This is a genomic window from Promicromonospora sukumoe (assembly GCF_014137995.1).
GTDB classification, from domain to species: Bacteria; Actinomycetota; Actinomycetes; order Actinomycetales; family Cellulomonadaceae; genus Promicromonospora; species Promicromonospora sukumoe.
Genome location: NZ_JACGWV010000001.1, coordinates 1,063,342 through 1,085,052 on the forward strand (window position 1 = coordinate 1,063,342; position 21,711 = coordinate 1,085,052).

At 73.1% G+C, this 21,711-nt stretch carries 19 protein-coding genes; 7 read left to right on the forward strand and 12 right to left on the reverse strand.

All coding sequences use genetic code 11. The annotated features are described in order from the left end of the window. Window positions 1–65: 65 nt before the first annotated feature. From FHX71_RS04670 to FHX71_RS04690, 5 genes are all read right to left on the reverse strand, one after another. Window positions 66–1,931 carry a BNR-4 repeat-containing protein gene (locus FHX71_RS04670; RefSeq protein ID WP_182614638.1) on the reverse strand — a complete coding sequence of 622 codons (1,866 nt, stop codon included), beginning with the start codon at window positions 1,929–1,931 and terminating at the stop codon, window positions 66–68. Further along, a complete protein-coding gene (locus tag FHX71_RS04675) occupies window positions 1,931–3,247 on the reverse strand; it encodes an extracellular solute-binding protein (RefSeq protein WP_182614639.1) in 1,317 nt (438 codons plus the stop codon). Before FHX71_RS04675 ends, FHX71_RS04670 begins: the two co-directional genes overlap by 1 nt. A gap of 72 nt (window positions 3,248–3,319) precedes the next feature. Continuing rightward, complete coding sequence (locus FHX71_RS04680) at window positions 3,320–4,249, reverse strand: carbohydrate ABC transporter permease (RefSeq protein ID WP_182614640.1); 930 nt, start codon at window positions 4,247–4,249, stop codon at window positions 3,320–3,322. Continuing rightward, window positions 4,246–5,172: a carbohydrate ABC transporter permease gene (locus FHX71_RS04685; RefSeq protein ID WP_182614641.1), complete on the reverse strand. Its 927-nt coding sequence runs from the start codon at window positions 5,170–5,172 to the stop codon at window positions 4,246–4,248. The genes FHX71_RS04680 and FHX71_RS04685 overlap by 4 nt, the downstream gene beginning before the upstream one ends. Window positions 5,173–5,364: 192 nt before the next feature. After that, window positions 5,365–5,958: a TetR family transcriptional regulator gene (locus FHX71_RS04690; protein ID WP_182614642.1), complete on the reverse strand. Its 594-nt coding sequence runs from the start codon at window positions 5,956–5,958 to the stop codon at window positions 5,365–5,367. Window positions 5,959–6,075: 117 nt separating this feature from the next. On the opposite strand from FHX71_RS04690, the gene FHX71_RS04695 reads away from it, so the two are divergent. After that, complete coding sequence (locus tag FHX71_RS04695; protein WP_182614643.1) at window positions 6,076–6,552, forward strand: nuclear transport factor 2 family protein; 477 nt, start codon at window positions 6,076–6,078, stop codon at window positions 6,550–6,552. Between the two features lie 105 nt (window positions 6,553–6,657). On the opposite strand, the gene FHX71_RS29935 is transcribed toward FHX71_RS04695, so the two are convergent. The 4 genes from FHX71_RS29935 to FHX71_RS29940 form a co-directional block, all read right to left on the reverse strand. Beyond that, a complete protein-coding gene (locus FHX71_RS29935; RefSeq protein ID WP_182614644.1) occupies window positions 6,658–7,272 on the reverse strand; it encodes a GyrI-like domain-containing protein in 615 nt (204 codons plus the stop codon). Next, the gene (locus tag FHX71_RS29015) at window positions 7,265–7,942 is read right to left on the reverse strand and encodes a nucleoside triphosphate pyrophosphohydrolase family protein (RefSeq protein ID WP_246402210.1); all 678 of its coding nucleotides are present in this window, start codon (window positions 7,940–7,942) and stop codon (window positions 7,265–7,267) included. Before FHX71_RS29015 ends, FHX71_RS29935 begins: the two co-directional genes overlap by 8 nt. Window positions 7,943–8,051: 109 nt before the next feature. After that, a complete protein-coding gene (locus FHX71_RS04715) occupies window positions 8,052–8,876 on the reverse strand; it encodes a helix-turn-helix domain-containing protein (protein WP_182614645.1) in 825 nt (274 codons plus the stop codon). A 35-nt stretch (window positions 8,877–8,911) separates the two neighbouring features. Beyond that, complete coding sequence (locus tag FHX71_RS29940; RefSeq protein ID WP_182614646.1) at window positions 8,912–10,207, reverse strand: cytochrome P450; 1,296 nt, start codon at window positions 10,205–10,207, stop codon at window positions 8,912–8,914. A gap of 178 nt (window positions 10,208–10,385) precedes the next feature. On the opposite strand from FHX71_RS29940, the gene FHX71_RS04725 reads away from it, so the two are divergent. Then, on the forward strand, window positions 10,386–11,585 hold the full coding sequence (locus FHX71_RS04725; RefSeq protein WP_182614647.1) for a sulfotransferase family protein: 1,200 nt from the start codon (window positions 10,386–10,388) through the stop codon (window positions 11,583–11,585). Window positions 11,586–11,664: 79 nt separating this feature from the next. Here the strand turns inward: FHX71_RS04725 and serA are convergent, their stop codons facing one another. Further along, on the reverse strand, window positions 11,665–12,903 hold the full coding sequence (serA, locus tag FHX71_RS04730; protein ID WP_182614648.1) for a phosphoglycerate dehydrogenase: 1,239 nt from the start codon (window positions 12,901–12,903) through the stop codon (window positions 11,665–11,667). Between the two features lie 112 nt (window positions 12,904–13,015). Beyond that, entirely contained in the window at window positions 13,016–15,286 is a 2,271-nt protein-coding gene (locus FHX71_RS04735) for a HelD family protein (protein WP_182614649.1), read from the reverse strand. 121 nt (window positions 15,287–15,407) lie between these two features. Between FHX71_RS04735 and FHX71_RS04740 the strand changes: the two genes are divergently transcribed. From FHX71_RS04740 to FHX71_RS04760, 5 genes are all read left to right on the forward strand, one after another. Next, window positions 15,408–16,790 (forward strand): PP2C family protein-serine/threonine phosphatase, encoded by a 1,383-nt coding sequence (locus FHX71_RS04740; protein ID WP_246402213.1) that lies wholly within the window; start codon window positions 15,408–15,410, stop codon window positions 16,788–16,790. Then, window positions 16,787–18,436 (forward strand): sensor histidine kinase, encoded by a 1,650-nt coding sequence (locus FHX71_RS04745; protein ID WP_182614650.1) that lies wholly within the window; start codon window positions 16,787–16,789, stop codon window positions 18,434–18,436. The genes FHX71_RS04740 and FHX71_RS04745 overlap by 4 nt, the downstream gene beginning before the upstream one ends. A gap of 106 nt (window positions 18,437–18,542) precedes the next feature. Beyond that, window positions 18,543–18,962, forward strand: a complete 420-nt coding sequence (locus tag FHX71_RS04750; RefSeq protein ID WP_182618478.1) for a response regulator — start codon at window positions 18,543–18,545, stop codon at window positions 18,960–18,962. A 126-nt stretch (window positions 18,963–19,088) separates the two neighbouring features. After that, on the forward strand, window positions 19,089–20,018 hold the full coding sequence (locus FHX71_RS04755; protein WP_182614651.1) for a proteasome assembly chaperone family protein: 930 nt from the start codon (window positions 19,089–19,091) through the stop codon (window positions 20,016–20,018). Between the two features lie 310 nt (window positions 20,019–20,328). After that, entirely contained in the window at window positions 20,329–20,532 is a 204-nt protein-coding gene (locus tag FHX71_RS04760) for a cold-shock protein (protein WP_116674592.1), read from the forward strand. 133 nt (window positions 20,533–20,665) lie between these two features. On the opposite strand, the gene FHX71_RS04765 is transcribed toward FHX71_RS04760, so the two are convergent. Further along, the gene (locus FHX71_RS04765) at window positions 20,666–21,682 is read right to left on the reverse strand and encodes a spermidine synthase (RefSeq protein WP_182614652.1); all 1,017 of its coding nucleotides are present in this window, start codon (window positions 21,680–21,682) and stop codon (window positions 20,666–20,668) included. Window positions 21,683–21,711: the final 29 nt, after the last annotated feature.

Genomic DNA, 21,711 nt, shown 5'->3' on the forward strand with positions numbered 1-21,711 from the left:
GCTGGTGGTGCCGGTGGTGCGGGCAGGGCGGGGGCGGCCTCGGGGCCGTCCCCGCCCGCCGGGGATCAGTCGTCCACGGCCAGCACCTCGACCTCGTAGACGCGGGCGACGTCGGTGGCCGACGCCGACGGGTCGGTGACCAGCAGCCGGACCTGGTCCGCGGCGACGGCCGGGAAGGTCAGGGCGAGCGTGCCGTGCGTGTTGCCGGTGACCTGGCCTGCCGGCACCCAGCCGGCGGCCGTGTGCAGCTCGACCGAGAAGTCGCGCAGCACGTCCGCCGTACCGGTCGCCCTGCTGTACCCGCTGCGCACGCGCACGGTGTCGACGGCGGTCGCGGTGCCCCAGTCGGCGGTGAGCACCGGCGCGGCGTCGTCCAGGGCGGAGATCCAGCGGCTGGCGTCGGTGCACGAGCCGTCGACGGCGAGCCCGCCGCCGGTGTCCGCGCGCAGTGTCGAGGAGACCGTGACGGCGGCGCCGCGGGCGACGTTGACGTCCGTCGTCTCGCCGCGCAGGTCCGCGACGACCTGGGCCGCCGTCGTACCGGCGGGGGTGCCGCCCGTGCGGGGGAGCGTGGCGTGGAAGAGCTGCCCCGCGCTCGGCACCGTGACGTAGAGCTGGTCCGTGCCGGTCTGCCCGGTCACCGCGCTGAGCCGTTGGGCGCCCGTCCGGGGCTCGCCGACCGTGCCGAACCGCCACGTGCTCTGGCCGCGCACCCGCTCGGCCCGCACGACGGCGCTCTGCTGGCCCGTCACGCACGACGTCGTCTCCACCACGGCGTACACGCGCGTGGTCGGACCCGCCGACGTCGTCTCGATGGCCGCCGACGTCTCGACGCCCGGCCCGAGCTCCGCGAGGTCGAGCACGGTCTCGCGCTGCCAGGCGGCGCCGTCCCAGCGCGCGTACCGCACGTCGTACCCGTCGAACGCGGTGACGCCCTCGGTGCGGAACCGATAGGCGATGCCGTCGAGGCGGTCCCCGTGCACCGACAGCTTCGCGGTCTGCAGCGCGGGCCAGTACGACCCGATGTCCTCGCCGTCCACGTACGGCTGGTAGATCACGGCGCCCGGGGTGGCCGGGGTGACCGGCGTCGTGAGCGTGGCGCCCGCGACGTCGCGGAACGAGCCGTCGGCCGGGTCGTACACGGCGTACGAGCCGAGGTGCCGCGACGGGTCGGCGGGCCAGGGGCCCCACTCCCACAGCACGTGCACCCGGCCGTCGGTACCGACCTTGAGATCGTCCGGATAGAACGAGTACCCCTGCGCGTCGGCGATCACCGCGACCCGCGACCAGGTGCCGGCCGAGGTGTCGAAGCGGTACAGGTTGCCGGTGCGGGCCTGGCGCTGGTCGGCGCCCGCGCGGGCCATGACGTAGACGTCGCCGTCCGCGCCGCGCGCCGTCACAGGGTAGGTGATCGCCAGGCCTTGGTCCGGCATCTGCGCGGAGACGTCCACCAGGGAGGTGACGTCGCCCGGCGTCGTCGTGCGGAAGTAGTTCCACTGCTCGTGGTGCATCGAGACGAACGCGTGCACGTGGCCCGCGCCGTCGACCACGATGGAGGGCTGGTTGTGGCCGTTGTCGTCCGCGAACGTGGCGCACGAGCCGTTCGCGGTGCGCAGGCAGCCGTCGGTCCAGGTGCCGTCCGTCCCGCGCGCGGCCACGTGCACCTGGTGCGTCGCGGCCGTGGGGCCGGGCGCGTTGAAGGCGACGTAGGTGACGCCGTCCACGACGTCGAGCGGCTTCCACCAGCCCGCCTGGTTGGACGAGTCGACGGTGAACGGCAGCTCGTCGACCTGTGCCGCGTGCTTCGACACGGCCGCGGCGGGCAGGGCCGCGGCCGACGCCGGCAGGGCGGCGCCGAGGGTCACGACCGCCGCGAGGGCGGCCGTGACGGCACGGGCGGCGCTCCAGCCGCGGGTGTGGTGCCGGCGCATCAGTCGACCAGCTTCTGCGCGGCCGCGCCGGCCTTCTCCATGGCGGCCCTCGGCTCGGCGCTGCCCACCAGGACCGCCTGGACCTGCTCGGCGATGACGGTCTCGATCTGGGCGTACTGCGGGTAGACCCAGAACGGGTTGGTGGTGGCCGTGGCGGTGATCCGCTCGGCGAACTGCGCGCCGAACGCGTCGTCCGCCACATCCGGCAGCACCAGCGCCGACTCCGTGGCCGGCGGCAGGCCGCGCGCCTCGAAGTACTGCCGGGCCACGTCGACGTCCGACGTCATCCACCGCGCGAAGTCCGCCGCGGTCTCGGCGCCCTCTCCGTCGACGACGGCGATCGCGCCGCCCCACACCAGGGCGCGCGGGGTGTCGCCCGCGGCGAGCACGGGACGCGACCAGGCAGTCAGCTTGTCCGCCAGCTTCTTGTCGGGCGACTCGGTGACCACGGCGTCACGGCCCACGATCGCGTCGTCGTAGATCGCGGCGCGGCCCTGGGCGAACAGCGACCGGGCGTCGAACCGGTCGACGTCGGGCGCGATGAGGCCCTGGTCGTAGAGCGACCTGTACCAGGTGACGGCCTCGACGCTCGCGTCGTCGCCGATGGTGACCTTGCCGCTGTCCAGGAGGGGGCTGCCGAACGTCTCCATCCAGATCAGCACGTCCTTGAGCTGCGCCGCCTTGGTGGACGCCGCGTACGGGACCACGCCGCCGCCGAGCTTCTTGAGGTCCTTCAGCGCGGACTCGAACTCGTCGACCGTCGTCGGCGCCGCGGCGATCCCCGCCCGCTCCAGCAGGTCGGTGTTGGCGATGAGCCCGATGGCGCCGATGTTCCACGGGAGCCCGTACTGCACGCCGTCGAACGTCGCGGCCGAGAGGCCCGCCTCGGTGTAGTCGACGCCCTGCGCGAGCGGGCCGAGGTCCTGGAGCTTGCCCAGCGCGGCCAGCGAGCCGAGCCACGCCACGTCCACGTGCACGGCGCCCGCGACCTGGCCGCCCTTAACCTGCAGGGTGAGCTGGCTGATGTACTCGTTGTACGGGTAGGAGACCTCGCGGACCTCGACGTCGTTGTCGCCGGCGTACTGGCCGAGCAGCTCCCGGATCGCCGGGGCGGCGCTCTCCTCTGTGAGGGACCAGGACGCGAAGCTGAAGTCGGTCTTCGTGCCCGCTGCGGCGGTGCCGGCCGCGTTCGGTGCCGCGGGGCCCGCCTCGGGCACGCAGGCGGCGAGCGTGAGCGTGCCCGCGCCGAGGCCGAGCAGCTGGAGCAGGCGCCTGCGGGACAGGGCGGTGGTGTCGAGGGCGGGGTAGGTGGGCATGGGAGTCCTCCACGATGAGGGGTGGGCGTACGGGGGTGCGGGCCGGGGCGGGGGCGACGGTGCGCCCCGCCGTCAGCCCTTGACGGCGCCGGCGGTGAGGCCGCCGACCAGGTACTTCTGCAGGGCGATGAAGGCGATGGCCACGGGCAGCGAGACCGCGAGGGACGCGGCCATGAGCTCCGGCCAGGCGGTGGCCGCCTCGCCGACGAACGTGTTGACGAGGCCGGGCGGCAGCGTCTGCTTCTCGGGGCCCGCGAGGGTGAGGGCGAAGATGAAGTCGTTCCAGCCGCGCACGAAGGCGAACAGCCCGGCCGCGATGAGCCCGGGGGCCGACAGTGGGAGCACGATCGAGTGGATGATCCGCAGCCGCGAGGCGCCGTCGACCCGGGCCGCCTCGATGAGCTCGTCCGGGATCGTGTCGAAGAACCCCTTGAGCATCCACACGCACAGCGGCAGCGTGAACGTGGTGAAGCTCAGGACGAGCGCGGTGTAGGTGTTGAGCAGCCCGTATGCGCTGAACAGCGAGTAGAGGGTGACCAGCAGCAGGGCCTGCGGGAACATCTGCGACGCGAGCACGAAGTACATCAGGGAGCGGCGCCCACGGTAGCGGAACTTGGAGAACGAGTAGCCCATGTACGCCGAGACCAGCACCGAGAGCACGGCGGTGAGCACCGAGACCAGCAGGCTGTTGCGCAGGTACACGAAGAGCTGCTCGTTGCCGGCCAGCGCGGCGAACGCGTCGAGCGTCGGGGTCGCGGGGAACAGCCGGGGCGGGTAGGCGAAGACCTGGTCGCGCGGGGTGAGCGCGGTGGCGAGCAGCCAGTACACCGGCAGCAGGGCGAAACCGCCGAAGACCACCACGGTGGACCACGCGGCGATGCGCACGCCGGGGCGCTCGGAGCGCAGGAGGTCGCGTCGGAGGGGGCGGCGCGCGGGGGCTTCGGCGCCGGGCTCGGCGGGCGTGCGGGGGACGGGGGTGCGGGTCGGCGTCAGCGCGCTCACTTCGCCTCTCCCTTCTCCGAGAAGCGGATGTAGACGACGACGAGGCCCATCAGCAGGACCATCCAGAGCAGGCCGAGTGCACCCGCGTGCCCGAGGTCGAAGCCGTGGAAGGCGGTCTCGTACACGGCGGTCGCGAAGGTCTGGGTGGCACCCGCGGGGCCGCCGCCGGTGAGCACGTAGATGATGTCGAAGTGCTGGAAGTTCCAGATGAGCTCCAGCAGCAGCACCAGGCCGACGATGCCCTTGACCTGCGGCAGCGTGATCGAGAAGAAGCGGCGGACCGTGCCGGCGCCGTCCATCTCCGCGGCCTCGTGCAGCTCGCGCGGCACGGTCTGCAGGCCGGCCAGCAGCATGACCATCATCCAGGGGAAGGACTGCCAGGTCTTGGCCACGACCACCGCCGTCATCGCGGTGCCGGGCTGGGCGAGCCAGGGCACGGCGCCGTCGATGACGCCGAGCGACTCCAGGAGCGCGTTCAGCACGCCGTAGTTGGCGTTGAAGATCCACATCCACAGGAACGAGACGACGACGCCGGGCACCAGCCAAGGGATGAGCATGAGGCCGCGCAGCACCTTGGCGCCGCGGATGCGGGTGTTCAGGGCCAGCGCCAGCGCGAAGCCGATGACGAACGGGAAGATCGTCGTGCCCACCGTGAAGACGAGCGTCTGCCACAGCAGGCGGGGGAAGTCGCCCGTCAGGACGTCGACGATGTTCGCCAGGCCGACGAACGTGCGGCCCGGGACGACCAAGCTCTGCTCGAAGAAGGCCGTGACGAGCGCCGCGACGAGCGGGTAGAGCACCACGCCGAGCAGCAGGGCGCCGCCGGGCAGGAGCAGGAGCAGCGCGAACTGGCCGTCGCTGAGCCGCCGTGGTGGCGAATGTGAACTAGTGTGATGAAGAGTTTCAAGCTGTGAAGCGGACATCGCTGATGTTCCTCGTCGTCGAGGGCGGGCTGCCGGATGTGAGCGCAACAATGGCCGACTCTGTGAGGTTCTGTCAATCAGCGTGCTAGATCGCGTCGAGATGTGAGACGAAAAAGTTCTCACTAAATAACAGAAGACAACATCGCATCTCATCGCGGAAGGGCCCGGGCGTGTCCCGGGCTGCGGCCTGAGCTAGGGGGAGGGCCGCCGCATCCAGGCGGGCAGCACGGCGTACAGGCGCGCGGCGATCTCCTCCGGCCGGTCGCCCAGGCTCCCGCCGACGGCGGCCGACAGGACCCCGTTGATCCCGCAGGCCGCGTAGACGTCCTCGACGTCGTCGCCGGCGCCCGCCGTGGCCCCGCCGGATGCGCGCCGGAGGTCGCGTACCTGCTCCACCAGGAGGTCGCTGATGCCCATCAGCCCGCTCGGTGACCGCCACGCGGAGGCCACCAGGAAGACGTTGCGGCGCTGCCGCAGCGTCTCGAGCATGGCCTCCAGCGTCGTCAGCGCCGCGGCTGCCGGGTCGACGGCGGGCGTCGTCTCCCCGGGGTCGGCGGTCCGCAGGGCGCGGAAGTCCTCCGCGATCAGGGAGACGGCGGCCTCCTCGACCGACTGGAAGTGGTTGTAGAAGGTGGCGCGGTGGACGCCGGCAGCGGAGGCCACGGCCGCGACCGAGGGGTAGGGCCCCATCTGCTGCAGGAGCCTTCCCAGCGCTTCCGTGATGGCCTGCCGGGACCGCGTGAAGCGCGGGTCCTCGCCGGCCGTCGAGGGGTGAGCGCTCGCCATGAACGCACCGTACAGGAGGCGTCGGCGGTGTTCCCTTCGTCACCGCCCAACTAATCGACACCTGTCGAATAGGGGTCTACCGTGGAGCACGCATCACTCCTCGACGAAGGAAGCACCATGTCGGTCACCGACAGCATCACCTCCCTCACGGCCACCGCGGACAAGCTCGCGGTGGTGGAGACCCTCTACCGGTACGCGGCAGGGCTCGACCTGCGCGACCGTGCGCTGCTCGCCTCCGCGTTCACGCACGACGCCGTCGCCGACTTCGGCCCGGCGACCGCCAAGGCCGGCCAGGCCTACCCGCCGGTCGAGGGCGGCGAGACCATCGCCGCGGCGCTGGCGGAGTCGCTCGCCGCGCTCGACACGACGCACTCCGTGAGCAACCCGCGGGTGACCCTCGACGGCGACACGGCCCACCTGGAGGCGATCGTCGCCTGCCAGCACCTGCCGCGCGGCGACCACTCGCGGCACGTCCTGATGACCAACCGGTACGACGTCGAGCTGGTCCGGGGCGACGAGGTCTGGCTCATCCGGCGCGTGACCGTGGACAACGCCTGGACCGCGGGCGACACCAGCGTGCTCGCCGGCATCTAGGTCGCCCCGCGCCACGCCGAAGGCCTCGCCGCCGGTCCGCAAGGATCGGCGGCGAGGCCTTTCGCCGTTCTCGGCCCGGGGCCGGACTGCGGCGCGCGTCCGCCGTCAGGCCACCGGGTCGCGCAGGATCGTGCGCAGCCCGTCCTGCGGCGTCTCGGCGGTGTAGGCGACGAGGTAGACCTCGCGGTGCGGTCCGCTGCGGGCCACGCCGGCACCCGCCGCGAACCTGCCCAGCCGGTCCAGCGTGGCGAGCTCGTCGGCGAAGGGGCCGTGGTGCATCACCTGGACGACGGTCTCCTCGGGCAGGTCGACCACCTCCAGCGCGTCCCCGGCGGTGTCCGACGGGCTCGCCGCCGCGGTGCGGGCCGCGGCGACGTCGTCCGCCGTGGTCTCCTGCGCGACGGCAACCATGAGCCGGTAGCTCAGCTCGGTCACCGGGTGCACGCTGTAGAAGTCCGCGATGCCGACCGGTGCCGAGCCCTCGGGGTACCAGTACTGACCCTCGACGACCGACCGGTCGGGCGCAGCCGCACCCGGCGCGGCCCGGTCCGGCACGAGCGCGCGGGCGACGTCCGAGACGAGCGCCATCCGGCGGTAGTACTCCTCGTTGCCCGGCGCGCCCGCGCCGAGGACGGCCACGTAGCGCGTGGCGGGAGAGCGGACCAGCTCGGGCTCGTCGCCGGCGGCGAGAAGAGCGGTGGGGAGCAGCGCGTCAGCCACGGAGCCCACCGCCGATCTTCGCCATCGTCTCGGCGTACGCGGCGGGCAGGTCGACGCCGAGCTTGTCGGCGAGGACGAAGAGCCACCACATGTTCTCGGCCAGCTTGTGCCGCAGCTCGGCGTCGACGTCGCCGGAGATGTCCCACGTGTGCTCGGCCGCCAGGACCAGGCGGCCCACGTAGGCGGCGTCGTTCGTGAACCCGACGGCCAGCTCCGGCAGGGTCCAGGTGCGGCCGAGCACGCGCTGCTCGATCTGCTCGTACAGGGCGCGGACCTCCCGCGCGGTGGCGTCGGCCTGCGCCAGCGTCTGCCCGGCCGGGTCGGGTTCGGCCCCGTCACGCACGGCGGGGGTGCCCGACGGCGCCGGCGGCTCGACCTCGTGCAGGACCGTCGTCAGCTGCCAGTCGACGGACGTCTGGTCGATCGTGTCGTGAACGGGGGAGTCACCCATCTCGCCGGTGATGCCGCCCGCGCCGGCCCGGGCGTGCGCCATGCTGTCGTAGGCGACGACGTCGACCACGGTGCCGTCGTCGCGCACGGCGATCCGCCGTCCCAGGAAGCCGGGCTGCCGGCGCAGGTAGTCGTCGATGTCGGCGTTCGCGGTGACGAAGTCCTCCGGCGTGCGTCCGGGGGCGGGCCGGAGCGTGGTGATCTCCAGGACCTGGGCCATGGGTTGTCCTCTCGTGGTGCGGGCGCCCGGGTTCCGGGTGCCGTTCCAGCCTGAGGTGCGCGGCCCGCGCGAGGAAGGCAGTGGCTTCCTGGGTGTGGCACTCCCTGGCTCAGACCGCCCGGTCCGCCGCCAGCGTCCCGAGCAGCGCCAGCGAGTCGGCGCTCGGCGACCCCTCGGCGGCCGTCGCGATCGTGAGCTGCTGGCCCGGCGCGTCCCGGCTCTCGAACGTCTGGTAGGTCAGCTCCAGCCGCCCGACGGCGGGATGGTTGATCTGCTTGGTCGTCGCGACCAGGCCGGTCACGCGGTGGTCCTGCCACAGCCGCGCGAAGTCGGTGCTCTCCCGCTCCATCCGGGCGACCAGCTCGGTCACCTCCGGCCGCGGCGGGCTGAAGCCCAGCGCCAGCCGCAGCGCGCTGACCGCCGCGCGGGCGATGTGCTCCCAGTCCACGAAGTAGGTGCGCGCGGCGGGGCTGAGGAACAGGTACGGGACCGCGCCCCGGGTCACCTGCTCCGGGCCGAGCAGCTCGGCGGCGACCGGGTTGGTGGCCAGGACCCGGAACGCGGGGTTGACCACGTAGGCGGCGACGTCCGGCATGCTGTCGAGCAGGCGCAGCATGTCGGGGCCCACCTGGTCGCTGACGGGCAGGGCCGTCGGGGCGAGCCGGGCCAGCCGGTAGGCGTGCGCCTGGGCGTCGGGGCCGAGTCGCAGCGCGGCGCAGAGCGCCTCCACCACCTGGGCCGACGGCGTCCGCTCCCGGCCCTGCTCCAGGCGCGCGTAGTAGTCGGCGCTCACCCCCGCCAGGACGGCGACCTCCTCGCGCCGCAGGCCCGCCACGCGCCGAGCTCCCGCCGTCGGCAGGCCGACGTCCTGCGGGGAGACCCGGGCGCGCTGGGCCGTGAGGAACTCACCGAACGCGTTCCGACTGGCTGCCATGCACCCGAGGCTACGCGCGCGGACCCACGCTGCCCCTATCGGCGCGGCGCCGTCGTCGGGAAGAGGGGACGGGGCGGCGGCGGCTCCTCGCGCGGCGAGGGGAACGTGACCGGCAGCCGGGACGGGAACCGCATCCACGGGCTGGTGGCCCACTCGACGTCGTCGGGGTCGCCCACGAGCGTGACCTGGAGGCGCTGCAGCAGCTCGGCGACCGCGATGCGGGAGACGACGCGGCCCAGGCGCGGCGCGGGGCAGCGGTGCACGCCGGCGCCGAAGGACAGGTAGGCGCGGTTGCCGACGGTGTCCCACGGGTCGTCGGACTGCACCAGCGGGTCGTGGTTGGCGGCGTGCACGGCCACGACCACCGGGTCGCCCAGCTGGATCAGCTTGTCGTCGATCGTCACGTCGCGCGCCGCGAACCGCGGCATCAGGTTCGGGTTGGTCGTGGACCGCCACAGCACCTCGTCGAGCGCGTCGTCGATGTGCAGGCGGCCGCCCGAGATGCGGTGGGAGAACCGGGGGTCGCTGAGCACCAGCACGAGCGTCTGGGCGATCCAGGCCATCAGGGCCTCCGTCGCCGCGGCGGTGATCGCCGTCAGCGTCTGGGCCCGTTCGAGGTCGCTCTGGAAGTTGTCGTGCCGGGACAGGATGCCGGCGATGTCGTGGGTACCACGCTCGCGGCTGTAGGCGATGTGCCCGGTGACGATCGCGCGCAGCTCGTCGGTCAGGGCCCGCGCGTCGGCGCCCGCCTCGAAGATCGCCCGCGTGATCTCCTGCAGGCGCTGCGCCTGCGTGGGCTCCAGGCCGTCCAGCTCGGACAGCACGAGGAACGGGACCACCGCGGCGTACTCGGCGACCAGGTCGGCGCGGCCGCGGTCCTGGAACCGGTCGATGAGCATGCCGCACAGCCGCCGCGTGATCGCGCCGGCCCGGGTCTCGTCGATCTGCTCCAGGGCGTCGTCGACCGGCGGGCGCAGGCGGGTGTGCTTGGGTCCGTCGGCGTCGGCCAGGGTGGGCTTGGGGGTCTTCGCGAGCACGAGGTGCAGCGTGGACTGCGGGCCGAGCAGGTCCTGGCCGTGCCCGTTCCAGATCGAGGGGTCCTTGATGAACGTGCGGTCGTCCCGCAGCACCCCGACCGCCGCGGAGTGGCCCAGCACCAGCCAGGCGGGCACCCCGGCCTCCAGCTCGATCGGGGCCACCGAGCCCCACCGTTTCCGGAGGCGCTCGTACACCGCGTTCGCGTCGGCGGCGGCCGTGGTCTCCACGAGCAGCGTGCGGTCGGCGACGTCGCCGAGGCGCACCGTTGGGCCCGACGGCGGTGATGCGGTCACAGTTCCCCTCTCGTCGGAGGCCGAGCCGGGGTCGTTCGTGACACCGCGCACAAGCCCCCGCTCGGGATGCTAACCGCGAGCGGGCCGGGTTTACCAGTAGCAATGCCGCAGGTCACGATCCGGCGGGCGTTCCTCAGGCCGCTTGTCGGCGCCCGGCCGCATGGGCAGGATGTGCGCTATGCCCCAGGCCACACCTCTGCTCCGAATCCTCAACGTGCTGCTCGCCCCCGGACTGCGCACCCGCAAGGACCCCGACGCCGTCTTCGAGAAGCTGCTCCAGGACGCCCAGAGCGGGCGGGCCGTGCTCGACGCCGACGAGCTCGCGGCGCTCGACAGCCTGCGCCTGCTGCTGGCCGACCACGCCGCGAACCCCGACCTGAGCGGCATGGGCTGGCAGAGCACGCAGGACCAGATCCGGGCCCGGCTCACCAACCGGGCGGTCGTCCGCGCCGCCCAGGCCAGCCGGCCCGAGGTGCGGGACGAGCCGGTGACCGCGCCCGTGTTCGTCGTCGGGCTGCCGCGCACCGGCACGACGCTCACGTACAACCTGATCGCCCGGCACCCGGGCCACCGCGGGCCCAAGCTGTGGGAGATGGACGACCTGGGCCTGCCACGTCCCGCGGCGGAGCGCGAGCGGCTGATCGCGCAGGCCCGCAGGAAGTTCGCGAACGTGGCGCGGCTCAGCCCCGCCTGGGGGCACCTCCACCCGCTGATCGCCGACAGCGAGGAGGAGGACTTCATGCTCCGCGCCCACACCGAGATGTTCGCGACGTGGGGCCCGGCGCCGCGCTACCTGGACTGGGTCGGCAGCGCCGACCTCACGGAGGACTACCGGTTCCTGCGCGACGCCCTGCAGGTCATCGCCGCGGGCGAGGCGCCCGACCGCTGGGTGCTCAAGCACCCGATGGACCTGTGGCGGATGCCGGAGATCCTGAAGGCCTTCCCCGGCGCGCGCTTCGTGTGGACGCACCGCGCGCCCGGCGCCGCCGTCGCCTCCGGCTGCTCCATGGCCGAGGCGACGCAGGCCATGTACATCAAGCCGGGCCGCATCGACCTGGAACGGATCGGCCGGGAGTGGCTGGACATCTCCGCGGGCGGCGTCGAGCGCGCCGTCGGGCTGCGCGAGCAGCTCCCCGACGACGCCGTGATCGACGTGGTCTACGACGACCTCATGAAGGACCCCGAGACCGTGGTGCACGGGCTCTTCGAGACCCTGGGCCTGGACTGGGGCGCGACCGACGACGCCAACCTGGCCGCCGCCCTCGACCGGAGCGGACACCGTCCGCACGCGTACACGCTGGAGCGCTACGGCCTGGACGAGGCGAAGGTGGCGCAGGCGTTCTCGGCGTACAAGATCCCGGCGTCGGTCCTGCACTGAGCTATCGCTGGTCGGCCCCGTCGCTGGTCGAGCTTGTCGAGACCCGGGTCTCGACAAGCTCGACCAGCGGTGGACGGACTCAGCGGGCCGCCGGGCCCGGCGGGAACTCGGGGCGCTCGAAGGCGTCGCGGATCCGCAGCCGGATGGTCGCGTCCAGGGCCTGGAGCTTCTTGGACGCGCCGCGCTCGGTCACGTCCGAGATGTCGGTGACCACGTAGCCGATGTCGCCGCGCGTGGCGAGCATCTGGCCCTCGATGTTGGCGCCGTGGTCGGCGAAGATCTGGTTCACCGTGGCGAGCACGCCCGGCACGTTGCGGTGCAGCAGCTTGATGCGGCCCACGCCGGTGTGCTCGAGCTGCAGGTTCGGCAGGTTGACGCTGAGCATCGTCGAGCCGGTCGTCACGTAGTCGCTGAGCTTCTTGGCGACGAACTGGCCGATCGACTCCTGCGCCTCCTCGGTGGAGCCGCCGACGTGCGGGGTCAGGATCACGTTCGGCAGGCCGCGCAGCACCGACTCGAAGGCGTCGCCGCGCTTCTTGGGCTCCTCCGGGAAGACGTCGACGGCCGCACCCGAGAGGTGCCCGGACGTGATGTGCTCGGCCAGCGAGTCGACGTCGACTACGAACCCGCGGCACAGGTTGAGGAAGATCGCGTCCTGCTTCATGCGCGCGAACTGCTTCTCGCCGAACAGGCCGGCGTTGCCGGAGCGCCCGTCGACGTGCAGCGTGACGATGTCGGCCGTCTCCAGGAGCTCGTCCAGGGTCTCGGCGCGGCGCGCGTTGCCCAGGGCCAGCTTCTCCGCGGTGTCGTAGAAGACGACGGACATGCCCAGGTTCTCGGCGAGCACGGAGAGCTGCGAGCCGATGTTGCCGTAGCCGATGATGCCCAGCGTGCGGCCGCGCACCTCGTGCGAGCCGTCCGCGGACTTGTCCCACACACCCGAGTGCAGGGCGCGGTCGCGCTCGGTCATGCGGCGGGTCAGCGAGATGATCTCCGCGATCGCCAGCTCCACCACGGAGCGCGTGTTGGAGAACGGCGCGTTGAACACCGCGACGCCGCGGTGGGCGGCGGCCGTCAGGTTGATCTGGTTGGTGCCGATGCTGAACGCACCCACGCCCACCAGGCTGTCCGTCTCGGCCAGCACCCGCGCGGTCACCTCGGTCTTGGACCGGATGCCGAGGAGCTGGACGCCGTCGAGCGCCGCGATGAGCTCGTCCTCGTCGAGCGCTCCCTTGCGGTAGTCGACCTCGTACCCGGCCGACTCGAGGATCGGGACGGAGGTGGGGTGGACGTTCTCGAGGAGAAGGGCTCGCTGCACGCACCCATGGTGCGCCAGGGGGAGGGGATGCAACAAACGGATCGGCCCCACGTCCCGCCTGCTGGGACGGCAGGTGGGACGCGGGGCGCGCCGGGGCCGGCGTGCGGCCGGCCTAGAACCCTTCGGGCAGGTCGCGCACGTGCAGCACGACCAGGCGCTGCGTGGGACGGGTCATCGCGACGTAGAGGTCGCTGACCCCGCCGGCGCCCTCCGCGATCGCGGCCGGCTCCACCAGCACGACGGCGTCGAACTCCAGGCCCTTGGTCTCCCGCGGCGCCAGTACGGTGAGCTGCGCGTCCTCCGGGCGCTGGGCGCTCAGGCGGGCGGCCTCCTCGGCGCCGACGGCGGACGGCAGCGCCTCGGCGACGGCGGCGGCCAGGCGCGCGACGGCGCCGGACGGCGCGACCACGGCCACGCGGCCGGCGTCGGGCCCGACGAGCTCCTTGACGAGGCCGAGCGCCTCGGTCACCGCCGCGCCGTCCTCCGGCAGGCCGTCGGCCCCGGGCGAGGTGCGGACGACGGCGAGGGAGCCCTCGACCTCGCGCGCGGCGCGCAGGTCGGAGACGGGCAGCCGGGCGGCCCGCGCGACCCGCTGGGCGGTGTCGGCCACGGTGGACGGCGTGCGGTAGGAGACGGTGAGCTCGGACAGCCGCCAGCCGTCGCGCAGCAGGGGCGTGAGCATCCGGTCCCAGCTCCGCGCGCCCGCAGCCGACGACGTCTGGGCGACGTCGCCGACGATGGTCATCGACCGCGTCGGCACCCGGCGCACCAGCGCGCGCCAGGCCATCGGGGACAGCTCCTGCGCCTCGTCGACCACCACGTGGCCGTAGGTCCAGGACCGGTCGCCGGCGGCGCGCTCCGCCGTCGTCAGGGACGGGCCGGTCGCGGCGAACCGGGAGGCCAGCGTCTCGGCGTCGACCAGGCCGCCGCCCGCGCCCGTCGCGGACAGCACGCTGCGCGCGTACTCGACCTCGCGGGCCTGCTCGGCCTCGCGGTTGCGGGCCTCGGCCCGCGCCACGGAGTCGTCCTCGCCCAGCAGCTCGTACGCCTCGTCCAGGATCGGCACGTCCGACTCCGTCCACGGCGCCCCCGGCGCGCGGACCAGCAGGCGCCGCTCGCGCTCGCTGAGCTCCGGCGCGGCTTCGGCGAGCCGGTGCGGCTTGGCGTACAGGTCCGAGACCAGCTTCTCCGGCGTGATCGGCAGCCACGCGAGGTTGAGCGCCACGCGGACGTCGCGGTCGGAGCGCAGGTCCTCGAAGACCGTGGCGCGGTCCTCGGACGACAGCGGCGCGCCCTCGAAGTCGCGGTACTGGTCCGTGAGGCGGTCGAGCATGTCGCGCACGAACGACGCGCGCGCCAGGTTGTGCGGCTTGTGCGTGCGGCGGGCGCGGGCGATCGCGTCGGCGACGTCGCGCGGGCGGATCACGAAGTCGTGCCCCTCGACCCGCACCGCGACGTCGTGCCCCGGCACGCGCTCGCGCGCCCGCACGGCCCGCCGGATCACCTTGCGCCACAGCAGCAGGCCCTTGAGCCGCGCGATCTGGCCCTCGTCGACGCCGGTCGCGCGGACGCCCGGCAGCAGGCTGCCGATCGTCGTGGACACCACGCCGGTCTCGCCGAGCGAGGGGAGCACCTGGTCGATGTACCGCAGGAACGCGCTGGACGGCCCGACCACCAGCACGCCGGAGCGCTCCAGCAGGCGCCGGTGCGCGTACAGCAGGTAGGCCGCACGGTGCAGCGCCACGGCCGTCTTGCCGGTACCGGGCCCGCCCTGGACCACCAGCGCGCCGCTCAGCTCGGAGCGGATGATGCGGTCCTGCTCGGCCTGGATGGTCGCGACGATGTCGGTCATCCGGCCGGTGCGGCCCTGGGCCATCGCCGCGAGCAGCGCGCCCTCGCCGGACAGCGCGTCGGCGTCGATGTCGCCCTCGAGGTCCAGGACCTCGTCCTCCAGGCCCGTGACCGCGCGGCCCTTTGTCACCAGGTGCCGCCGCCGCCGCACGTCGCCCGGGTGCAGCGCCGTGGCCCGGTAGAACGCCTCGGCTGCCGGGGCGCGCCAGTCGGTCAGCATGGACCGGTGCTCGGCGTCCGTCAGCCCGATGCGCCCCACGTACCGGGTCACCGCGCCGTCCTCGGACCCCTCCGCGAGGTCGAGGCGGCCGAAGACCAGCCGGTCCTCGACGGCGTCGAGCTGCGCGGCGCGGTCCTCGTAGAGGGTCGCGAACGCGTCGCGCTCGCTGCGGTTCTGGTGCGTGCCCGTCGAGCCCGCCAGGCGGACGTCCCGCAGCCGGTTCGCGGTGGTGCCGCGCAGGGTGTCCAAGCGGACGTACATCGTGTCGACGACTGCTTGCTCGTGGGCGAGCTCGCCCGCGATTCCCGTCACGCCCTACCTCCGTGTTCCACCAGCAAGATCACTCCGGTCAGAAAGAACCGGCCGACCATTATCGCCTACCGGTCGGCCTGTCCGCTGACACGGCGTCTTCTCGCTGGATAGGATCGCCGCCATGGCACTGGGCGGGGCGGGATCTGCGAGGCCCGGAGGTGGGCCCGGACCCGAGGCGCGCCCCTCCGGGCTGGACGGCCCCATCTCCGTGCTCCTGGTCGAGGACGACGACGCCGACGCGTTCCTCGTGAGCGAGCTGCTCGCCGACGCCGACGTGGAGTCCGACCTGCGCGCCGACCTGCACCGCGCCCGCTCCGTGGACGAGGCCCTGAACATCCTGTCCATGGTCTCGGTGGACTGCCTGCTGCTCGACCTGGGCCTGCCCGACGCCGAGGGGCTGGGCGCCCTGCGCCGCATCATCGACGGCATCGAGGTGCTGCCCGTGCAGCCCGCCGTCGTCGTGCTGACCGGCAACACGTCGCACGACCTGGGCTCCGCCGCCGTGGCCAACGGCGCCGACGACTACCTGGTCAAGGGCGAGGTGGACGGCGACGGCCTCGCCCGCTGCCTGCGCTACGCGACCCTGCGCCGGCGCTCCGCCGCCCAGCAGATCGCGCTGTTCCGCAGCGAGGTGCGCGCCGCCGAGACCACGCGGCTGGAGCGCGCGCTGCTGCCCAAGGAACTGGTCACCGACGCGCGGGTCTCCGTCATGGTCGGCTACCTGCCCGGCGGCAACGGCCTGCTCGGCGGCGACTTCTTCGACACGGTCGAGCGCCCCGACGGCACCCTCGTGACCGTCATCGGCGACGTCGCCGGGCACGGCCCCGACGAGGCCGCCCTCGGCGCCGCGATGCGCACCGCGTGGCGCACCCTCGTGCTCGCCGACACGCCCGCCGACGACGTGCTGCCCCTGCTGGAGCGCGTGCTCCTGGCGGAACGCGGCCGGCCCGAGGTGTTCGTCACCATCTGCCAGGCCGTGATCTCGCCCGACCGAGCGCACATGGACGTCTACCTCGCCGGGCACCTGCCGCCGCTGCTCGTCGTGCCGCAGAAGCCGGCCGGCCGGTCCGCGCCCGTCACCCACCAGTGCGAGGAGCTGCCCTCCTCCGACCGCGGCCGCGCCCTCGGCATCCCCGTCGAGGGCACCTGGACGGCGCACCGCGTCCGCCTGCCCGAGGTGTGGACCGCCGTGCTCTACACGGACGGGCTCGTCGAGGCCGCCGTCGGCGCCGACCCCGGAGGGACGCCCGTCCTGCCGCCCAGCGCCCACGGACGCATGCCCCGCCTCGGCGCGCACGGCCTGCGCAGCGTCGTCGAGCACGAGATGGACCAGGGCACCGAGGAGGTCGTGACCCGCGTGCTGCGCCGGGTGCGTGCCTTGCACGGCGGCCCCCTGGTCGACGACGCCGCGCTGCTCTTCGTCGGCTGGGCCGGCGCGGGCGCCACCGAACCGGGCGAACGCACCTCGACCCTGGCCGACTCGGTGGAGTGGTCGCGGGCATGACGCTGGTGCCGGACGAGCACCGTTTCACCGGTGTCTCCATGCGTCGCCGCCTCGCGCGGCTCCTGGGCGCCGTCGCGGCCATGCTCGTCCTCGCGCTCGCCGTCGCGGTGCTCGCGCTGGTCCAGTCCCGGGGCCTCGACGCCCGCGCCGACGGCCCCTACTACCGCGCCCTGGTCGACGGCGAACGGGCCTCCCTGGCCCTGGCCGACGCCGACTCGTCGCTGCGCGCCTACCGCGCGACGTGCGACGAGGCCGCGCTGGAGCCCTGGACGCGCGCCGTCGGGTCGAGCGGCCGGATCATGCTCCTGGCCGACGTCGAGCGGCGGGCGCTGGCGAAGGACGCCGAGGTCGCGCAGGCCTACGAGGAGGCCGTGCGGCTCACGGACCGGTGGTTCGACGAGTACGCCGAGCCGGTGGTCGCGGCCGTCGAGGCGGCGCCCGCCGGGCAGATGGACTGCCGCATGGCGCTGCTGGCCACGGCCCCGCCCAGCGCGGAGGGCGACGCCCTGTACGACGCGGCCAACACCGCCGTCGTCCGGTACCTGGCCGAGCTGGGGGCGCAGCGCGACGCGATCGTGGAGACCCGCACCGTCTGGGAGCGGCTGCTGCTCGGGGCGGTCGCGACGCTCGTGCTCGTCGTCGTGCTGATGGGCACCATGATGTGGCTCGCCCTGGAGTCCTGGGTGATCCGGCCGCTGACCGAGCTGACGGCCGCCGTCCGCGTGGTGAGCAGCGGGGTGCTCGGGCGCGAGATCCGGCCCGCCGGCACGGGCGAGGTGGCCCTGCTCGCCATGCACGTGGAGACGATGCGCCGCGAGCTGGTGCACCAGGTGGAGGAGATCCGGCTGTCGCACCAGGAGGTCGAGAACGCGCACACCCTGCTCAGCGAGCAGGCGCGCGAGCTGGAGCGGTCCAACCGGGACCTGGAGCAGTTCGCGTACGTGGCCTCGCACGACCTCCAGGAGCCGCTGCGGAAGGTCGCGAGCTTCACGCAGCTCCTGCAGAAGCGGTACGGCGGGACGCTCGACGAGCGCGCCGACCAGTACATCGAGTTCGCCGTGGACGGCGCCAAGCGCATGCAGCGGCTCATCCAGGACCTCCTGAGCTTCTCGCGCGTGGGGCGCACGGGCGTGCCGCGCGAGGACGTGGAGCTGGAGGGCGTGCTCACCGCCGCGCTGTCGGAGCTGTCCGAGCGGATCGAGGAGTCGGGCGCCGAGATCGTGCACGACCCGATGCCCGTCGTGCACGGCGAGCGGGCGCTGCTCCAGCAGATCTTCGTGAACCTGATCGGCAACTCGGTCAAGTTCCGCGACCCGGAGCGGACGCCGAACGTGCGGATCGAGGTGCGCAGCATGCGGGCGCACTGGGAGATCTCCGTGGTGGACAACGGGATCGGCATCGACGCCCAGTACGCGGAGCGGGTGTTCGTCATCTTCCAGCGGCTGCACTCGCGCGAGCAGTACGCGGGCACCGGCATCGGCCTCTCGCTGGTCAAACGCATCGTGGAGTACCACAAGGGCCGCATCTGGATCGAGCCCGCCGACGGCGGCGGCACGATCGTGCGGTTCACGCTGGCGCGGCGCCAGGGCCAACCTGGTACGGGGCGCCTTTCGACCGAACGCGCGCAGTCGACTACGCTTCAATGATGCGGCCTGACCAGGGCCGACGACGGGTCGCGAGGAAGGGGCCCGCCGGTGAGGACTCCATGGGACAGGTACGGGCCGGGTGGTCAACGTGAGCGGTCAGAAGGTGATGGAGATCCTCCTCGTGGAGGACGATCCGGGTGACGTGCTGATGACCCGGGAGGCGTTCGAGGACCATCGCGTCCCGAACAACGTCTCCGTCGTGGGCGACGGCGTGAGCGCGCTGGAGTTCCTGCGCAAGCAGGGGCAGTACGCCACGGTGCCGACCCCCGACCTGGTGCTGCTCGACCTCAACCTCCCGAAGATGGACGGCCTCGAGGTGCTCGCGGTCGCCAAGGGCGACCCCATGCTGCGGCACATCCCGGTCGTGGTGCTCACCACGTCGGACGCCCAGGAGGACGTGGTCGGCTCGTACTCGCTGCACGCCAACGCGTACGTGACCAAGCCGGTGGACTTCGACCGGTTCATCGACGTGGTGCGCCGGATCGACGACTTCTTCGTGTCCGTCGTGCGCCTGCCCGGCCGCTGATCCGAAACTCGCTCACGACGCTCAGGGCGTAACGGGAAGACACCCGGGCGTCCTGACGTTGGACCAGAGCAGACACCCCTTCTGATCGGGTGTTCGGCAGTACTCCGGACGAGCGAGGGAGCGCACGTGCTTGACCCCCAGGGCATCTACGACGTCGACGAAGCAGCGGTCGAGCGCACGCTGGGTCGCAGCGTGCCCGGCAGCTCCGACGGACCCGTCCTCCTGCACGCCGTCCGCGGGTTCGTGGACGCGGGCAGCGCCGGCGACCTCGCCGTCGAGCACCTGATCGACGAGTTCCGCGTGGAGCGTCTCGTGACGTTCGACGTGGACCAGCTGCTGGACTACCGCTCCAAGCGGGCGACGATGACTTTCGACTCCGACCGGTGGGCCGACTACCAGGCCCCCTACCTCGCCGTCGACCACCTGACCGACGCCGAGGGCACCGGCTTCCTGCTGCTGCACGGCGCCGAGCCGGACCTGCAGTGGGAACGCGTGGTGGCCGGGCTGATCCAGCTCGTCGACCGGTTCGGCGTGAGCCTCGTGGTCGGCATCCAGGGCATCCCCATGGGGCTGCCGCACACCCGACCCCTGTCGCTGACGGCGCACGCCACCCGGCCCGGGCTCGTGGACGACTACACGTCGTGGTTCGGCAGCGTGAAGGTGCCGGGCTCCCTGGCCGCCCTGCTGGAGTACCGGCTCGGCGAGACGGGGCACGACGCGCTCGGCTTCACCGTGCACGTGCCGCACTACCTCGCGCAGTCGCAGTACCCGCCGGCCACGGTGGTCGCGCTGCACCACACGGAGCGCGCGACCGGGCTGGACCTGGCGATCCCCGCACTCGAGGAGGCCGCCACCGACGCCAAGATCGAGGTGGAGAAGCAGGTCGCCGAGTCGACCGAGATCGCCGCCGTCGTGAAGGCGCTGGAGGAGCAGTACGACGCGTTCGCGCGGTCGATCGGCCGCCCGAGCCTGCTGGCGGAGACCACGCCGATCCCGAGCGCCGAGGAGCTGGGGGCGGAGTTCGAACGCTTCCTCGCCCAGCAGAACGGCGACTGAGCCGAAGGCGTAGCGCAGGGTGCGGGCTGAGGAACGAGGCACGCGCCAGGAGCGGAGCCGCAGGCTCAGCCGCCCGAAAACGGGGTCTGAGCAGGGTTTGCGGGTAATTCCTCGGCCCGGTGTGTCATAGCTGCGGCATAAATGTGCGTGTTCCATGGCACATTTGAGTGGTCCATGCCACACTGGCGCACGTTGCAGTGACGTACCAAGGCCACGTCCGGCGTGTCGTGAGCAAGTCGGGAAAGCATTGCGGCACGGGGGCGGGCAACGGGCTCGCCGTCGGATCCCGGACGGAAGGTCGAAGGACAGCATGGCGCAGGGTTCTGTGAAGTGGTTCAACGCGGAAAAGGGCTTCGGGTTCATCGCCCAGGACGGCGGCGGCGCTGACGTCTTCGTCCACTACTCCGCAATCCAGTCCAACGGGTACCGGTCTCTCGAGGAGGCCCAGCGGGTCGAGTTCGAGATCACGCAGGGTCCCAAGGGGCCGCAGGCGGAAGCAGTCGTTCCGCTCTGAGGTAACTCGTGAGAAGGCCGCGCTCCCTCCGGGGAGCGTGGCCTTTTTCGCGCCCTCGCCCCACCCGCGAGCGACGTGTCAGACGTACAGGTCCCCCGGGGGACCTGTACGTCTGACACGTGCGGGGGTGTGGTCAGGCCGGGGCGGCGGTTTCCAGCGGGGCGGCCGTGCCGGCGAACGCCGCGGCGTCGTCGCCCGCCAGGAGCGTGGCCGGCACCGCCAGGGCGCGCAGGGCGCGCCCCAGGCGCGCGTCACGCAGGTCCGGCTGCCCGACGTCGCTGCCTGCCTGCCCGGGCGCCTGCGGGCCGTCCTGGGCGCCCTTCTGCGTGGCCCGCGGGTCGTCGTCCCGGGCGTCACCCGGGTCGGCGCCCCCGACGTCGTCCCCCGGCCCGTCCTCGGGCACCTCGCGGACGGCGGCGAGCACCAGGTTGCCGTAGCGGCGTCCCTTGAGGATCGCGGGCTCGGCGACGGCGGCCAGTCGGCCCTGTGCCGCGGCACCCGGCCCGAACGCCTCGGCGAGGCTCGCGACCTCACGGCGCGCGGTGGTCAGCGGCGGCCGGTCGGCGCAGTTGACCAGGAGGATGCCGCCGGGCCGCAGCACCCGGTGGGCCTCGGCGGCGAAGCCCGTGCCCACGAGGTGCGCGGGCGTGCGGTCGCCCGCGAAGACGTCGCGGACCACCACGTCGTACGAGGCGTCGCGGGCGGAGGCGAGGGCGCGCCCGGCGTCGTCGGCGCGCAGGCGCAGCAGGGGCGAGCGCGGCAGGGCGAACCACTCGCGGACGAGCTCCAGGAGGCGGGGGTCGAGGTCGACGCCGAGCTGGCGGGAGCCGGGCCGCTCGTGCTCCACGTGCCGGGCGAAGGCGCTGCCGGCCGCGCCGAGGTGCAGCACCCGCAGCGGCCCGGGCGGCAGGAGCGCCACGAACGCTGCCATCTGCTGCATGTACTCGAAGTCGAGAAAACCGGGGTCGGCGAGGTCGAGGCTGGAGCTCGGCACGCCGTTGACGTGCAGCGTCACCCGCTGCGGGAAGTCAGGGTCGCGCACCACCTCGGCGGTGCCGGTGCTGATCGGCACGGGGCCGACGGGCAGCTCGGCGGGGAGTGTCAGTGGTGCGGAGGAGGATGGGCGGCGTCGGGCGGAGCGGCGGGCCATGAGGACAGTGTCCCCCGGACCCGCGGCCC

Bases quoted from the DNA above. Each gene is read 5' to 3' on its own strand.
- FHX71_RS04675 (WP_182614639.1), bottom strand. From the start codon at position 3,247: ATGCCCACCTACCCCGCCCTCGACACCACCGCCCTGTCCCGCAGGCGC.
- FHX71_RS04750 (WP_182618478.1), top strand. From the start codon at position 18,543: ATGGAGATCCTCCTCGTGGAGGACGATCCGGGTGACGTGCTGATGACC.
- FHX71_RS04765 (WP_182614652.1), bottom strand. From the start codon at position 21,682: ATGGCCCGCCGCTCCGCCCGACGCCGCCCATCCTCCTCCGCACCACTG.
- FHX71_RS04695 (WP_182614643.1), top strand. From the start codon at position 6,076: ATGTCGGTCACCGACAGCATCACCTCCCTCACGGCCACCGCGGACAAG.
- FHX71_RS04760 (WP_116674592.1), top strand. From the start codon at position 20,329: ATGGCGCAGGGTTCTGTGAAGTGGTTCAACGCGGAAAAGGGCTTCGGG.
- FHX71_RS04725 (WP_182614647.1), top strand. From the start codon at position 10,386: ATGCCCCAGGCCACACCTCTGCTCCGAATCCTCAACGTGCTGCTCGCC.
- FHX71_RS04670 (WP_182614638.1), bottom strand. From the start codon at position 1,931: ATGCGCCGGCACCACACCCGCGGCTGGAGCGCCGCCCGTGCCGTCACG.
- FHX71_RS04685 (WP_182614641.1), bottom strand. From the start codon at position 5,172: ATGTCCGCTTCACAGCTTGAAACTCTTCATCACACTAGTTCACATTCG.
- FHX71_RS04740 (WP_246402213.1), top strand. From the start codon at position 15,408: ATGGCACTGGGCGGGGCGGGATCTGCGAGGCCCGGAGGTGGGCCCGGA.
- FHX71_RS04715 (WP_182614645.1), bottom strand. From the start codon at position 8,876: ATGGCAGCCAGTCGGAACGCGTTCGGTGAGTTCCTCACGGCCCAGCGC.
- FHX71_RS04745 (WP_182614650.1), top strand. From the start codon at position 16,787: ATGACGCTGGTGCCGGACGAGCACCGTTTCACCGGTGTCTCCATGCGT.
- FHX71_RS29015 (WP_246402210.1), bottom strand. From the start codon at position 7,942: ATGGCCCAGGTCCTGGAGATCACCACGCTCCGGCCCGCCCCCGGACGC.
- FHX71_RS04690 (WP_182614642.1), bottom strand. From the start codon at position 5,958: ATGGCGAGCGCTCACCCCTCGACGGCCGGCGAGGACCCGCGCTTCACG.